10 protein-coding genes are annotated in these 15,660 nt (G+C 51.2%); 7 read left to right on the forward strand and 3 right to left on the reverse strand.

Annotated elements, in window-relative coordinates:
* The first annotated feature begins 31 nt into the window (after positions 1 to 31).
* Positions 32 to 472: a hypothetical protein gene (locus tag LL912_RS13840; RefSeq protein WP_235554169.1), complete on the forward strand. Its 441-nt coding sequence runs from the start codon at positions 32 to 34 to the stop codon at positions 470 to 472.
* Positions 473 to 683: 211 nt separating this feature from the next.
* On the forward strand, positions 684 to 1,694 hold the full coding sequence (locus tag LL912_RS13845; protein ID WP_235554170.1) for a LacI family DNA-binding transcriptional regulator: 1,011 nt from the start codon (positions 684 to 686) through the stop codon (positions 1,692 to 1,694).
* Here LL912_RS13845 and nagA read toward each other — a convergent pair.
* Both nagA and LL912_RS13855 read right to left on the reverse strand, forming a co-directional pair.
* On the reverse strand, positions 1,681 to 2,883 hold the full coding sequence (nagA, locus tag LL912_RS13850) for an N-acetylglucosamine-6-phosphate deacetylase (protein ID WP_235554171.1): 1,203 nt from the start codon (positions 2,881 to 2,883) through the stop codon (positions 1,681 to 1,683). The two genes, LL912_RS13845 and nagA, sit on opposite strands and share 14 nt — an antisense overlap.
* Before the next feature lie 10 nt (positions 2,884 to 2,893).
* Positions 2,894 to 4,213, reverse strand: coding sequence for a sugar MFS transporter (locus LL912_RS13855; protein ID WP_235554172.1), 1,320 nt, complete (start codon positions 4,211 to 4,213; stop codon positions 2,894 to 2,896).
* A 232-nt stretch (positions 4,214 to 4,445) separates the two neighbouring features.
* Here LL912_RS13855 and LL912_RS13860 point away from each other — a divergent pair, with 232 nt between their 5' ends.
* From LL912_RS13860 to LL912_RS13880, 5 genes are all read left to right on the forward strand, one after another.
* The gene (locus LL912_RS13860; RefSeq protein WP_235554173.1) at positions 4,446 to 5,189 is read left to right on the forward strand and encodes a glucosamine-6-phosphate deaminase; all 744 of its coding nucleotides are present in this window, start codon (positions 4,446 to 4,448) and stop codon (positions 5,187 to 5,189) included.
* Positions 5,190 to 5,250: 61 nt separating this feature from the next.
* A complete protein-coding gene (locus LL912_RS13865; protein WP_235554174.1) occupies positions 5,251 to 6,654 on the forward strand; it encodes a Gfo/Idh/MocA family protein in 1,404 nt (467 codons plus the stop codon).
* A gap of 916 nt (positions 6,655 to 7,570) precedes the next feature.
* Entirely contained in the window at positions 7,571 to 10,753 is a 3,183-nt protein-coding gene (locus LL912_RS13870; protein ID WP_235554175.1) for a SusC/RagA family TonB-linked outer membrane protein, read from the forward strand.
* Between the two features lie 12 nt (positions 10,754 to 10,765).
* On the forward strand, positions 10,766 to 12,547 hold the full coding sequence (locus LL912_RS13875) for a RagB/SusD family nutrient uptake outer membrane protein (RefSeq protein ID WP_235554176.1): 1,782 nt from the start codon (positions 10,766 to 10,768) through the stop codon (positions 12,545 to 12,547).
* Positions 12,537 to 15,035 carry a DUF4838 domain-containing protein gene (locus LL912_RS13880; protein WP_235554177.1) on the forward strand — a complete coding sequence of 833 codons (2,499 nt, stop codon included), beginning with the start codon at positions 12,537 to 12,539 and terminating at the stop codon, positions 15,033 to 15,035. Before LL912_RS13875 ends, LL912_RS13880 begins: the two co-directional genes overlap by 11 nt.
* Before the next feature lie 421 nt (positions 15,036 to 15,456).
* Here the strand turns inward: LL912_RS13880 and LL912_RS13885 are convergent, their stop codons facing one another.
* On the reverse strand, positions 15,457 to 15,660 hold the full coding sequence (locus LL912_RS13885) for a hypothetical protein (protein ID WP_235554178.1): 204 nt from the start codon (positions 15,658 to 15,660) through the stop codon (positions 15,457 to 15,459).

Consider the following 15,660-nt stretch of genomic DNA (forward strand, 5'->3'; position numbering starts at 1 on the left):
GCAACTATTCGGCTCCTTTCAAAACTATACGATGAACGCTTTTTTTCTTTCCTGCTTAATGGCGCTGTGTATTTCCAGCCTTAATGCGCAAACCGATACCCTGCCGCCGGAACAAGCGTTAGCCAATAAATACCAACAGTTATCTGAACGCAGGTACAAAACCGGCCGGAGTCTGCTCATTTCAGCCGTCGGTTGTAGTGTGATTGGAACAGTATTCGTTGCCATCGGCTCCGAAAAAGCCAACAGTAACAGCAACGAATGGTTGGCCGGATTGGAAGAAACCGTAGCCGGCGTCATTTTTTATATCGTGGGTGCGGGAATCGGTATTGCTTCCATACCCGTACTGGGCGCAGCAAGAAAATATAAACGAAGCGCTGCAGCGCTAACGCCCCAGCTAGTTTTGCAACGCATCCCGCTGCCGGCTGGCCCGGCGAAAAATCAACTTTCTGCGGGGATCGTATTGCATTTCTGATGATGCGCTATGGCCTTACCACGCTTACCGCCCTTAACACCTGTTAACCAGGATTCCAGATCATCTATCACAACAAAACTACCCCTGACATTTGCAATGGCCGGAGCAGGGGTGCAGGAGTTTGTGCGTTCGCATGCCGATCACGCTCCTAATGGTGTTAATTTGTTATCTTCACAGTCGTCACTTTTTATCTGTTTCATAAAGCGTTTACATGGGTCGATTTGTTACCATAAAGGACATTGCCAAAAAGTTAAATATTTCTGTATCGACGGTTTCCCGCGCGTTAAGAGACACCTATGATGTAAACCAGGAAACCCGGGAGCGGGTACTGGCTATGGCCAGCGAACTGAATTACCGGCCCAATTTTAATGCCACCGGACTGGTGAACCGCAGTTCACACAACCTGGCGGTGATCCTGCCTTTTGTAACCAATTATTATTTTTCAACGGTGATCACGGGAATACAGGAGGTGGCTTATGAACAGGATTACAATATCATCCTGCATATTACCAATGATGACCCGGAACGGGAACTTTCCATCGTCAAAAATCTAGCCGTATCGAACCTGGATGGATTACTGATCGCCGTTTCTTCAGATTCAGATGCCTACAGTCATTTCCAGCAGGTGATCGATACAGGGGTACCGATTGTATTTTTCGACCGCGTGCCGGATGCCATTCACACTTCCAAGGTCATGCAGGATGACTACAACGGTGCATTTGAGGCGGTGGAACATTTAATTGCAAAAGGCTACCGGAAGATTGCCCATATTGCCGGCCCCGAAGGTTTGGGGTTTACGCAAAAACGCAAGAAAGGCTACCTGGATGCCCTTCAAAAACATGGTTTGCCGGTAAAAGAGCAATGGATCGTTCATTCGGGGTTCTCGCAGGAAAACGGGCAGGCGGACGCCGCTAGACTATTTGGCCGGAAAGACCGGCCGGATGCCATTTTTGCCGCAAACGACCGTAAAGCCATCGGCGCCATGATCACCCTGAAGGAACTGGGCATCCCGATCGGCAAAAAGGTAGGTGTTATCGGCTTTACCAACGATCCTGCCGCAACCATTGTATCCCCCACCCTTTCTACCATTGCCGAACCGGCATTTGAGATCGGTAAAAAAAGCTGCGAACTGCTGTTGAAACATATCGGCAAACGGAATTTTATTCCGGAGGAAGTGACCCTTCCAGGCACATTAATCGAGCGGGAATCTACCCGGCGTTAACAGCATCCCGGCTGTAAATAACCCGTCCGCCGATGATCGTTTTACTGATGTTTACCTGCGCATCAAAAAGCACCAGGTCTGCATCCCTGCCCGCCACCAGCGCACCTTTTTGATGATGAATCCCCATAATGCGGGCCGGTGTAGCAGTCATCATCCGCACGGCATCTGCCAGCGGAACGTCTGCCAGGTGTACCATATTCCGCACCAGGCGATCGGCAGTGGCCACGCTTCCTGCAAACGAACTGCGGTCGGGGAGCCAGGCCACGCCCTTATCTACAATCACTTTCAACCCGGTTTCCCGTCCGCCCAACACGCTTTCACCCTCCGGCATACCCGCAGCACGCATGGCATCTGTGATCAGCGCAATCCGGTCGGCCCCTTTGATCTTTACGATCAGTTTTAATAAGGGCGCGGGCAGATGGATCCCATCGGCGATCACTTCCACATCCATAGCATCGATCAGGTAACCGCTTTCTATAACACCTGCATACCGGTAGCCGTTCCGTCTTGAAACGCCGGACATCCCGGAGTAGAAATGGGTGGCGAGCGTGTAACCGTTTTCAAAAGCGGTCGCTACTTCATCATATACCGCATCGGTATGTGCAATGGCCGGTAGCACGTTCTTTGATAAAAGGTATTGTCCCAATTCAATAGCACCTTGCAGTTCGGGTGCCGCGCTCCAGCGCTTAACCGAGCGGGAATACCCGATCACCTCTTTATACTCTTCAGGATCGGGGTTGCGGATATAGCGGGGATCCTGCGCACCACGCTGGCTCATGGCAAAATAAGGCCCTTCCAGGTGCATGCCTAAAAGCTGCGCGCCACGCGTATTCCGTTGCTGTGCACTTTCAAAAGCATCCAGCGTATCCAGCAGGTACTGCTTTTCACTGGTAAGGGTGGTGGGGTATAATGCCGTGGTGCCATACCGCGCGTGCGTTTCCGCTATTTTAAGAAACGCATCTACAGTGCCGTCCATAAAATCATGACCGCCGCCGCCGTGTACATGCAGGTCGATAAACCCGGGCGCCAGGAAAAGGCCCTCCGCATCCATCTCCAGGGCACCAGCTACTTCCTGGTTTTGTTCACCCACATACACAATACGGCCCGCCTTTGCTATTAATATCCCCTCTTTAATTACTCGCTGGGGCGTAAGGATCCGGGCATTGATGATTTTCAGATAACGTTCCATCTGTTTGAATTTACGACCATTTTTTTATACGGTGTCCATAGAAAGCATAAAAAACCAGGTAGGCATAGCAGGGTACCAATACCCAGTAAGCTTCACGGGTTCCATGCAGGTCTGCCAGGTGGCCGTATACCAGTGGCAGGATCCCGTTACCGCAAAGCCCCATAATCATTACAGAAGCACCCAGCTTGGTAAATCTTCCCAGCCCGTTTATGGCCAGCGGCCAGATGCCCGCCCATATCAGCGAATTGGCCAGACCCAGCAGCGCCACAAACCAGATGGAAGCATCGATGGTATGCCCCAAAAAGGTACTGCTACCTTTTATAAAAAGGATCAGGAACGAAAAGAGGGTGCCCAGCAGGGTGCATACCTGCAAAGCCCGTTTCTGGCTGATAAACCGGGGGATCAGGATGACGCCCAGCAGGTAACCGCAGATGGTTGCAAATAACGTATAAGAAGGAAAGACCTTTGCCTCCAGCAGGGGCATGTGCATGGATGTAGCGTAGCCGATGATTGTATCAATAGAGATTACCTGTGTGCCCACATGCAGGAAGATGGCCACCGCTCCCAGGATCAGGTAGGGAAAATCGAAAATACTTTTTTTATCCGCATTGGCCTTCAATACCTCCGGGTCTTCTTTTTCCGTATTGATCTCCGGCAACGGCGATTTCATAATCAGCAATCCCAGTAACAGCAGCACGATACCCACCACAAAATAAGGCACCATTACCCGTTGGATCAGCTCATCCAGCACCTGTTCCCGTTCGCCCGGTTGCATCAGGGGAATGCGTTTGAACAATTCGGTATCGGTTTTCCGTAAGATAACCGCTGCAAAGATCAGCGGGGCCAGTATGCCCGCACCCTTGTTGCATACGCCCAGGATACTGATGCGCTGCGCCGCACGATCGATAGGGCCAAGAATGGTGATGTACGGGTTGGCCGCTGTTTGCAGTACCGACAGCCCTACGCCCAGCGCAAACAAACCGGTTAAGAACAGGCCATAGGTACGTACCGCGGCCGCCGGTATAAACAGGAAGGCCCCGATGGCCATCACTCCAAAGCCGATGGCCATTCCTTTTTTAAACCCTGTACGCTTTAACAGGTACGAAGCCGGCACAGAAATGATCAGGTAGGAGATATAAAAAGCGAAGGTCACAAAATACGATTCAAAGGTGGTAAGTTCGCAGGCGATCTTGAAGTACGGGATCAGGATAGAGTTGACCCAGGAGATAAAGCCGATCACAAAAAACACTACGGCAATAATGCCTATGGAAACGCCCACCTGTTTATTTGTAAGTGCGGCAGCAGATACGTTTGTATTTTTTTCTTTCATATTATCGTCGTGATCAGGGTTGACGGCCTTTTGATCGTTTTTTGCTAAGTTATCGATTATTCATGTGCTTCTTCTTTTTCAAATGTACAAATAACCGGTAACGTTACCGGAATCCTTGCCGATAACGTTACCGTTGTTTTATTCAGCAGTGCGCTTTCATTCCTCTTTGTTAATTGATACTTTTGATCCCGCGATATGCCTATCGCCTCACCCTTAAAATTAGTTTATTGTTATGGATTTGATCATACAAAACGATAAGTATGCCCTTGGAAATGCAGCCGGTACAAAAGCAGCCACCCTCATCCGCAGCGCCATTGCGCAAACCGGGAAAGCAAACATCATCCTGGCCACCGGCACCAGCCAGTTCCAGACCCTGGAGCAGCTGATCCGGGAAGATATCGACTGGAGCAAAGTAGTGATGTTTCACCTCGACGAATACATCGGGCTGCCCATTACCCACCCCGCCAGCTTCAGGAAATATCTTAAAGAGCGTTTCCTGGATAAAGTAGCTCCGTTAAAAGCGTATTACCTCATTAATGGTGAAAACAATGCGGAAGAAGAACGCCAGCGGTTAAACCAGCTCATCCGCCAATACCCCATTGATGTTGCCCTGGTAGGCATCGGTGAAAACGGGCACCTGGCATTTAACGATCCGCCTGCTGATTTTAATACCGAGGATCCTTACCTGATCGTAAGCCTGGATGAAAAATGCCGTCTTCAGCAGATGGGCGAGGGCTGGTTTGCCACCGTGGATGAAGTACCAGCACAAGCCATCAGTATGTCGGTAAAGCAGATCATGAAATCGGCTCATATCATTTGCTCTGTGCCGGACAGTCGCAAGGCACAGGCCATTAAAGATTGCGTAGAACGCCCGGTGAGTCCGCTTTTCCCGGCAAGTATTTTACAGGAGCATCCTTCCTGTGGGTTATACCTGGATGTGACTTCTGCCGCCTTGCTGGCACCGGTGCATAAATAGTAGCGGTCCGGCCATAAGTGCGGCATCATTTTTTATATTCCGAAAGGCTGAAATTTGCTTTATGAATCAGAACAGAAGAGACTTTTTAAAAATATTCGGTGTCCTCGGAGCCGGTGCTGTCAGCGCAGGTGCTGCAGAAGCCAGCATCCTTCCGTCTTCCCTGCTGGCTCCGGGCGTAAACATGAACAATTACCGGGCGCCGAAGCTGGAAACCGTGCGCATTGGTTTTATAGGTGTAGGCAACCGCGGCGCTGCCGCCGTTAAACGGGTATGCTATATCGAAAATGTGGCAGTAAATGCCATTTGCGATATCCGCCCCGAGCGGGCGCGGCTGGCAAAAGAAAGTATCAAGAACAGTGGCTTTAACCCGGTATTATATACAGACAAGGCCGATGACTGGATGCGGCTCTGCGAACGCAAGGACATCGACGTGGTGTATATTGCCACACACTGGAAGCTGCATATCCCCATTGCTATTTATGCCATGGCACACGGTAAACATGTGGCCATGGAGATTGGCACCAATGACAATATACAGGAAGCCTGGGACCTGGTAAAAGCTTCCGAAACCTATCAACGGCATTGCATTTTCCTGGAAAACTGTTGTTATGATTTTTTTGAGCTGCTGACCTTAAACATGGCGCGCCAGGGCTTTTTCGGAGAGATCATTCATGGCGAGGGCGCCTATATACACGATATTGCCGAAAGCCTTTTTGATCCTTCCAAACGTTTTGACCTGTGGCGGCTCCGGGAAAATGCTAACCGCAACGGCAACCTGTATCCCACACACGGGCTTGGGCCTATCTGCAATATCATGAACATTAACCGGGGCGATAAAATGGAATACCTGGTATCGATGAGCAGCAATGATTTTACCTTGAACGAACTGGAAAAAGAAGCCTACCGGAAAGATCCGGTAATGTTCAAACCCTTTCTGAATGCACCCTTCCGGGGAAATATGAATACGTCCGTTATCAAAACATTCAAAGGCAAGACCATTATGCTACAGCATGACACCAGCTCGCCCAGGGTGTATTCACGACTGCACCTTATCAGCGGCACCAGGGCCGCGGCACAAAAATATCCCCTGCCCGGCAGGATATCGGTGGGTCATGAAGACTGGCTGCCAGAAGCAGAAATGAAAAAGATTGAAGATAAATACACCTTGCCGCTGGTAAAACACCTGGGTGAAATGGCCAAGCAGGTTGGCGGTCATGGCGGCATGGACTTCCTGATGGACTGGCGCTGGGTAGATTGCCTGCGCAACGGGTTACCGGTTGATCACAACGTATATGATGCCGCGCTCTGGTCATCAATTGGTCCTTTAAGTGAAAAATCCGTAGCCGGGAAATCCATCCCTGTTGCCGTTCCGGATTTTACAAAGGGCGCCTGGAAGACCAATGCACCACTTCTTTTTTCAATTGAGCATGGTAATCTTACCGGCGTAAAACCCATTAAAGCATAGAACCATTTGCGAGAACCTCCCCGGGGATGGGTGCGGATTGGTTCGCGGATTACGCGGACATTTACATACACTATTTTATCAGCTCTTATCTGCGGTAAACTTTCCCCGCGGATCAGCGCGGATTGGTTCGCGGATTTATGCGTACATTTACATACACTATTTTATTCAGCGCTTATCTGCGGTAAACTTTCCCCGCGGATCAGCGCGGATTGGTTCGCGGATTTATGCGGACATTTACATACACTATTTTATCAGCGCTTATCTGCGGTAAACTTTCCCCGCGGATCAGCGCGGATTGGTTCGCGGATTTACGCGGCTCGTTACATAAACGCATACATCAGCGCTTATCTGCGGTAATCTTTCCCCGCGGATCGGCGCGGATTGGTTCGCGGATTTACGCGGCTCGTTACATAAACGCATACACTATTTTATCAGCGCTTATCTGCGGTAAACTCCCCCGCGGATCAGCGCGGATTGGTTCGCGGATTTACGCGGCTCGTTACATAAACGCATACATCAGCGTTCATCTGCGGTAATCTTTCCCCGCGGATCGGCGCGGATTGGTTCGCGGATTTACGCGGCTCGTTACATAAACGCATACACTATTTTATCAGCGCTTATCTGCGGTAAATTTTCCCCGCGGATCAGCGCGGATTGGTTCGCGGATTTATGCGGCTCATTACATAAACGCATACATCAGCGTTCATCTGTGGGAAAACGCTAACCTCACCTGCAGGAAGACACAGCGCATCTTCAGATCTTTTTCCGAGAACGTTACCGGGAACGCTCTCATAGTTTTTGATTGTTCCGCTGATCTTAATGTTAGTAAAAAATCAGTATTCTTGTTTGGCAAAAAATCGAGATGCTTGCACCTGTTTCGATCATTCCTTAAGAGAAACCTGCATAAAACAACTAAATGATGAAAACTTTTTTATTATCATTCATGATGCTTCTTTGTCCTGGTATTACGCTGTTTGCGCAATCGGGCGTTGAAGGTCAGGTGCTCAGCCGGTCTGACAACCGCCCGCTGGCCGACGTCAACGTTTCACTAAAAGGCACGGCAACAGCCGTACGTACCGGCCCCGACGGAAAATACCGGTTGTCCGTAGTCAATACCTCAACTGCCGTTCTTGTTTTCAGTCATGTAGGTTTTAAAACCTATGAAACAGCCGTCAAGGGCCTGCCGGTGCTCAACGTTTTTATGGACAGCAACAGCACAGAGATGAACGAGGTAGTAGCCATCGGCTATGCCACGGTTAAACGCAAAGATCTTACAGGCTCCATCTCCTCTGTAACCGCACGCCAGATCGTTGATATCCCCATTGCTTCTGCAGCCGAAGCCCTTAACGGGCGCCTGGCGGGTGTGCAGATCACCACTTCAGAAGGTGCGCCCGGTGCGGAAGTAAAGATCCGGATCCGCGGCGGCAACTCCATTACGCAGGATAACTCGCCCATGTACATTGTAGACGGCATACAGGTAGAAGACGGCCTGACAGGTCTGGCCCCGCAGGATATCGAATCCGTGGATGTTTTGAAAGATGCATCTGCCACGGCTATTTATGGGGCAAGAGGCGCCAACGGGGTCATCATCATCAACACCAAGGGCGGCCGGGAAATGAAGACCACCGTTAGCTATAACGGCATCTTTGGCTACAATACCCTCGCCAATAAACTGGAAGTCATGAGTCCTTATGAGTTTGGTGTATGGCAATGGGAACGGGCCGGTGCCTATGCTACCGGCAAACACGATGTATACGGAACCTGGGCCGATATCCAGGCGCTTAAGAACATGCCTGCGGTCGACTGGCAGGAGAAAGTGCTCAACAACCCGGCCTTTCAGCAAACACATAACCTTAGTGTAACCGGGGGCAATAAAGCTACCCAGTTCAACATCAGCTATACCGGTAATAACCAGAAGGGCATCGTGCTCAACTCGGTGTATAAACGGCACCTGCTCAACTTCCGTTTTGCCCATACCGTAAGCAGTAAACTGAAAATAGGATTAAACACCCGCTATAACCGCCAGGAGATTGAAGGAGCAGGCACTTCGGATGCCGGCGCACAACACTTTAATAAGTTGCGCAATGTAGTCAAATACCGTCCCCTCATTATGGGCGATGTGGCCGAAGATGAGATCGATGAAAATTACTACAATGAAATCGGCGTGGGTAACGGGCTGGCGCTCATCAACCCCATTGCACTGAATAACGCAGAATACCGGCATACCGGAAAAAACCTTTTAAACCTCAACGGCTTTATCAACTACAATTTTGCAAAGGGCTTTACCTTCAGAAGCACGCTGGGTGTAGATCTCAACCAGATCAAACTAAAAAACTTCGATGATGCCGAATCACTCAAAGGCCGCTTCCTGGGCGGTGGCAGGGCCATGGTGCAGATTAACGATTACGAAGGGCAAACCCTCGACTTTGCCAATACACTAACCTATACGCCCAGGCTTGGCAAAGGGCACAGCCTTAACATCCTGGCCGGACATGAAATTTACAACGCCCGCAATGAAATCATCGACAACCAGGTGCGGGACTTTCCCATGGGCATCACTGCAGAAAAAGCACTGGCCCAATTGTCGCTGGGCATCCCCGTTGTACTTTCCCCCAGTACCTCCGGCACGGAGAGCCGTACTGTATCCTTCTTTGGCCGTTCTAACTACAGCTATGCTGATAAATACCTGCTCACCCTTACCATGCGTGCAGACGGCTCTTCCAAATTTTCGGCTGATAACCGCTGGGGTTATTTCCCCTCCGCGGCCCTGGCCTGGAGGATCTCCAATGAATCCTTCATGCAACAGCTTACATTCATTTCCGATATGAAATTCCGCCTCACCTATGGGGTTGCGGGCAACAACCGCATCCAGGATTATCTTTACTTCAGCGCCTACCGGAATGCGGGCCAGTACAATTTGCTGGAAACCGTAATCCCCGCGCAAACCATCGCTACGCTGGCCAATAAGGACCTGAAATGGGAAACCACACGCTCCGCCAATATTGGTCTGGACCTGTCGCTGTTCAATAACCGGCTGCAACTGACGGCGGACGCTTACCTCAACCGCACACACGACCTGCTGGTAAATGCACCCATTCCCTATAATTCGGGCTATAAAACACAGTTGCAAAATGTGGGGCAAACTGAAAACAAGGGACTGGAGTTCCAGCTGAAGGGAGTAATCATCAACCACAGCGATTTTAACTGGAACGCCGACCTCAATATTTCCTTCAACCGAAATAAAATTGTAAAGCTGGCGCGGCAACAGGATTTTTACCTCGTTGCCTCCGGTATTGCCCCCAGCAGTTATCCACCGGACTTTATTGTAAAAGTAGGACAACCCGTGGGCACCATGATCGGCTGGATCTCCGATGGCTTTTATACCGTGGATGATTTTAACTGGAGCGGCACCACCCCCACCCTCAAACCCGGGCAACCCGATCCCAGCAGCATTTTTGGTGAAAAAGCCGCACCAGGTATGATGAAATACAAAGACATCGACGGCAACGGCATCGTAAACCTGGATGACCAGACCATCATCGGCAATCCCAATCCCAAATTCACAGGCGGCTTTAACCAGCAGCTCCGCTATAAAAATTTTGATATGAGCGTGTTCCTCAATTTTGTATATGGCAACGATGTTTTCAATGCCAACAAAATGGAGTTCACCAACGGCTATAACGGCGGCACTAACCTGCTGGCCATTATGAATGACCGCTGGAAAAAGCTGGATGAAAACGGCAACCTGGTAACAGACCCCGTAAAGCTGGCAGAAATGAACCGCAACACCAGGATCTGGACGCCCAAATCCGGCAGCGGTGCCTTCGGCCTGAATTCATGGGCCATTGAAGATGGGTCCTTTTTACGCGTAAACAATATTACCCTGGGATATACCCTGCCCGCCGCTATTACCCAACGTGCCAAAATTTCCAAACTGCGTTTTTATGCTACGGTCAATAATCTCTGGGTCATTACCGGGTATACCGGTTTTGATCCGGAAGTAAGCAACCGCTCCAATGGTGGTGTGGTAGCCGGTGTAGACTATGCCGCCTATCCCCGGAGCCGTGCTTACCTGTTTGGTGTTAATCTCTCATTTTAAATCTGTCTGATCATGAAATACAATAAAGCCACTGTCATCTTCCTGCTCTGCTGCCTTTTAGCAGCCCCGTTCAGCTCCTGTAAAAAATACCTGGACATGGAGAATCCGGATACGCTTTTCAGTGAAGAAAATATTTTCAGCAATGTGGCCAATGCTACCAGTGCCACCATGGGCGTATACGCCATGCTTTCCCGCGTATTTAACGGAGGCACCATTCCCACCCGTTTTTCGCTGGATAGCGATGAGGGCTGGGGCACCACCGGCAGCGGCGACAATGGCCAGGCCGATATCTCGCGCTACAACATCAACCCCACCAACAACCAGCTCACCCTGGCTTTTGAAAACCTGTACCTGGGTATTGAGCGTGCTAACAATTGCATTAAGAACATTCCCAAAATGAACCTGTATACCAACGGCAGCGCCGCTGAACAGGCAGCGTTAAAGCGCCTGCATGGGGAGGCCTTAACGCTGCGTGCCTTTTTTTACCTGGAGTTGATTAAAAACTGGGGCGATGTGCCCGCCCCTTTTGAACCCAGCCTGGACCAGAAAGACCTGGCCCTACCTAAAACAGACCGCGACCAGATCTACGACCGCATCCTCGCCGATCTTAAAACCGCGGAAGACCTGGTACCCTGGCGGGGCGAAGGCGTTGCCGCCGTACTGGACGAACGGCTCACCAGGGGCAGTGTAAAAGCCATCCGTGCCAAGATCGCTTTATACGCCGCCGGTTATTCCCTTCGCAAATCAAGACAGATGGAGCGCCGGCAGGATTACCTCAAGTTATACGAGATCGTCCGCGATGAATGCCGCGACATCATTCAAAAACCCGATAAACACCGCCTCAACCCCAGCTTTAAAGCCGTTTTTAAAGACAATATCCTCGCGTATAAAATTGAACCCAATGGTGAAGTGCTTTTTGAAACCGGTGTAGGCCGCACGGCTGTTGAGGGCAGCACCGGATATATTGACGGGCCGCGTTATGTGCCTGTAGGCCTTACCGCCCTGGCCGGCAGCGGCGGCTCCTTCCATGTGCTGCCCTCCTACCTGTATGCGTTCAGTAAATATGATACCCGCCGGGATGTATCCTTTGCGCCGTATAATACCAACCTTAATACCATGATCCGTACGCCCATCACCATGAACTCCTGGGTACTGGGCAAGTTCCGGCTCGACTGGCTCAACCCGCTGCCCAACTCCACCGCCCAGCAATGGGGTGTAAACACACCGCTGGTGCGCCTGCCGGATGTGCTGCTGATGTTTGCCGAGGTGGAGAACGAGCTCAACAACGGACCCACACCGGAAGCCATTGCTGCTTTTGAGGCGGTACGTAAACGGGCCTTCCTGGGCAATGAAGATAAAATGGGCGCTACACCTGCCGATAAAGAAGGATTTTTTGCCGCTGTTAAAAACGAGCGCTGGTTTGAATTTGCCGGTGAAGGCATCCGCAAATACGACCTCATCCGCTGGAACCAGCTGGGGACAAGGATTGCAGCGGCCAAGGCCGTACTGAATCAAATGCTGGCCAAAACCCCGCCCTACGATAACCTGCCCCAAACCATGTGGTACAAGACCAATACGCCCGGCGATATTGTATGGGGCAATGCACTGGATGAAAAAACGCCTTCCACTCCTATACCGCCCGGCTATGCCGCTATAGCGTGGATGAGTGCTTTAAACGCCAAATACATCGACAACCTGGCACAGGGCTTCCAGGCCAACAAAAATGAACTGTTGCCCATCCCGCTTACCTCGATCAACTCCAACCCCAACCTTACACAGGATTATGGTTATTAAAAAATGGTGGTCCCCCTTGTTCTGCGTGGCGGCCTTGCTGTGCGGCACCGGCCTGTATGCACAGCAAGACCTTACACTGGTAGAAGCAGGACGCACGGCCTACCGCATCTATGTAGCTCCCACAGCGCCAGCGTCTGTTAAAGATGCGGCACGGGCACTGCAACATTATTTTAAAAAAGTAACGGGCGCGGTTCCGGCAATTATCAACGCAGCCCCTCGTGGGGAAAGGCCTTTTATCAGCCTGGGTCAGAACACGCTTGCTGTGGCGGCCGGTCTTAATGATAAAGAGCTTATCTACGACGGGTTTAAAATAGTCACTAAGGAAAAAAATATTTTCATCCTGGGGCCCGATACCAATGCGGGTAAGGTCAGCTACCTGGGTGGCAGCAGCAACGGCACTTCCAATGGCGTGTATACATTTATTGAAGACTACCTGGGCGTAAGCTGGCTACAGCCCGGTGCGGCAGGAGAACAGTTTATTCCACGCTCCACCCTCACCATTCCGCCGCTGCAGCGCAGTGTATCCCCGGTATTCAATTTCCGGGTGGTATCGCAAACCATTCCGGGCCCCACGCTTACCCGTTGGGGAATGGGATTGAAACAAGGCCGGTTTGCCGCCGTGGAGCACGAACATGCCTGGGAGCAAACCATCCCCGCTGCTTTGTTTAAAACACACCCCGACTGGTTTGCGCAGGCCAATGGCAAACCGGTGCCGCCTGCCGGATCGTATAAACTGGAAACCACCAACCCGCAGCTGGTACAGGCGTTTGCCGATGTGGTCATCGAAACCTTCCGCAAAAATCCTGCGCAACGCTGGTATGCCATCTCCCCCTCCGATGGGGTAGGTTGGAGCGAAAGCATCGCCAGCAAGGCGCTGTACGAAACCGATCCCTTTGGCAAAACCTCCCTTACCACACTGGTGCTAAAATTTTATAATGATGTGGCAAAGATTGTGCGGAAGGAATTTCCGGACCGCAAGCTGGGCGGCTATATCTATGCCCAGTACCTCTACCCGCCGGAAAAAGGCATCCCCCCGCTGGAGCCCAATCTTTCACTGGTGGTAGCCCCCTCCATCGGCTACGGCTTCCAGTTGTACCGGCCGGAAACCCGCGCCAACTGGGACCGCATCATCCGCGCCTGGGGCGAAAGCTCAAAAAAATACGGCTTTGATGTCTATTACTTCGATCTGCCCACCGTGCTCATGCAATCCCTGGGCATTCTTACACCGCCGGCCCCGGAGATTCTCAATTTTATTTATCCCCGGCTGCACCGCTACGGCTTTAAAGGCGTGTACATGTACGGCATGGCCATATGGCCGGTATTTGGTCCGCTCAATCATATCATGGCAAAAATGGAATGGGACCCGCAACAGGATGCTGCCGTACTTTTAACGGCTTATTACCAGAAAGCATACGGCACCGCAGCTGCCCCGCATATAGCACAGCTGTATGCCGTGCTGGATACGGCTTTCCGCCGGTTTTACCAGGCGCACCCCAACGCGGGGTATAACCTTACCCCTGCGCACCTGAAGGAGATTTATGCGCCGGCTTACCTGCAACTGGAAGCTCATTACCAAAACGCCCTCCATACACCCAAAGACCGGTTGCAGCAACAACGGCTCCGGTCGTTCGGAAATGTATTGTCCCTGCTGCAATGGCACCTGAAAGCCAACGGGCTCATGGATACCGCCTATACCTCTGCACTTACAAAAAACGAAACAGGTATTGATCAGCTGCTGGCCGTACAGGATCCCGACCAGAGTTTGCAGCTCTCTGCTGAAGACATTCGCCCCGAGCCGCCGTTCACCGTACAGGCCGTTGCTAATCCTGCAAATCAACCAGGCTCCGTGGTACCTACCTATGGCCGCATCCGGATGTTGTTATATAAAACAACAACCGCTCCTGCTTCCGTACACATCAACGCCATCAGCAGCAACGGAGAGTTTGTAGCCTACCGGCTTACCAGCCGCAACGGGCAGCAGGTGCATACAACCGGTGTAATACGTGCAGGCAAAAACATACCCGTTCCCACAGCATCAAAAACGCCGTACCTGCTGGATATTAACAACCGCGGCTCTTACATACAGGCGCAGGTACAGGGCGCCGCCTTCGCTTATAAAACCAATGCGCACGGGGCGGGCTTCCGGGTATGCACCAGCGCCATAGAAGGAGATTCCCTCTCCCTGTTTTTTTATGTACCGGAAAAACTAAGAGACTTCAGCATTACCCTGGGCAGCAGCCCGGGTATAACGGCCCGTGTGTATGGTGCGGATGGACAACTCAGCGGTGTATTAAATACCGGTACAGCCAGTGCCTCCCGGCTGGAGGTAGTGCTTACACCGCAACAGATGGCCAACCCTGCTGCGCGTTACTGGAAAGTGGTCCTTTATAAACCGGCCGGCCCTGCCGTGCAGATAGCGGCCCTTACGCTGGATGCCCGGCTTCCACAATGGGTTACCACCAGCAGTAGCCTCTTACAATTTGAGTAGCAAACGACCGCACGGGCGGGTACATACAGGTGTATGGATGCACGATGCAGCCGGCAAACTGTGGCTGTATATATTTTGTGATGCTACCCTGATAGCGATCGCATAGGTGAAGCTAAGCTGATTTTGCTAACTGGAAAGCTGCAACAAAGCGCTGATACTCTTAGCAAACCGGCACCAGCGGCATCAAAGGTGCAGCGTACCTGTTGCTTCAGGCCACCGGTCCAACCGGAGCGCTGCACTTTTGGCCAAATAATTGTAATTGCCGGTTGCCTGTGTGTTTTATATCAGAATAGTTTTTCTTAAGTGGACGCATATGCGATAGCCATCGGGATTGTTTTCGGTAATACATTCAGGAGGCCCGGAATAAATATATAAAGCACTCCATGATAATCTGTATAACGGTGAGCACAAACCATCCACTTTACAGCTCCTCGCATGCAAAACCCATTTGCGCCACACAATCCACTATGGTGTCTTTGGAAACCTCGCCTACAACGCGCAGTACCTTGTCGCAATCTTCCAGGTCGATGGTGCAGGCGGTTACCTGGTGCTGTTGTTTCACCAGCTGCAGAATTTTGTTTGCAGCAGCAGCACCGGCAATATTGGTTTTAAATATCAGTATCAT

Origin of the sequence: Niabella agricola (genome assembly GCF_021538615.1) — a bacterium.
GTDB lineage: Bacteria > Bacteroidota > Bacteroidia > Chitinophagales > Chitinophagaceae > Niabella > Niabella agricola.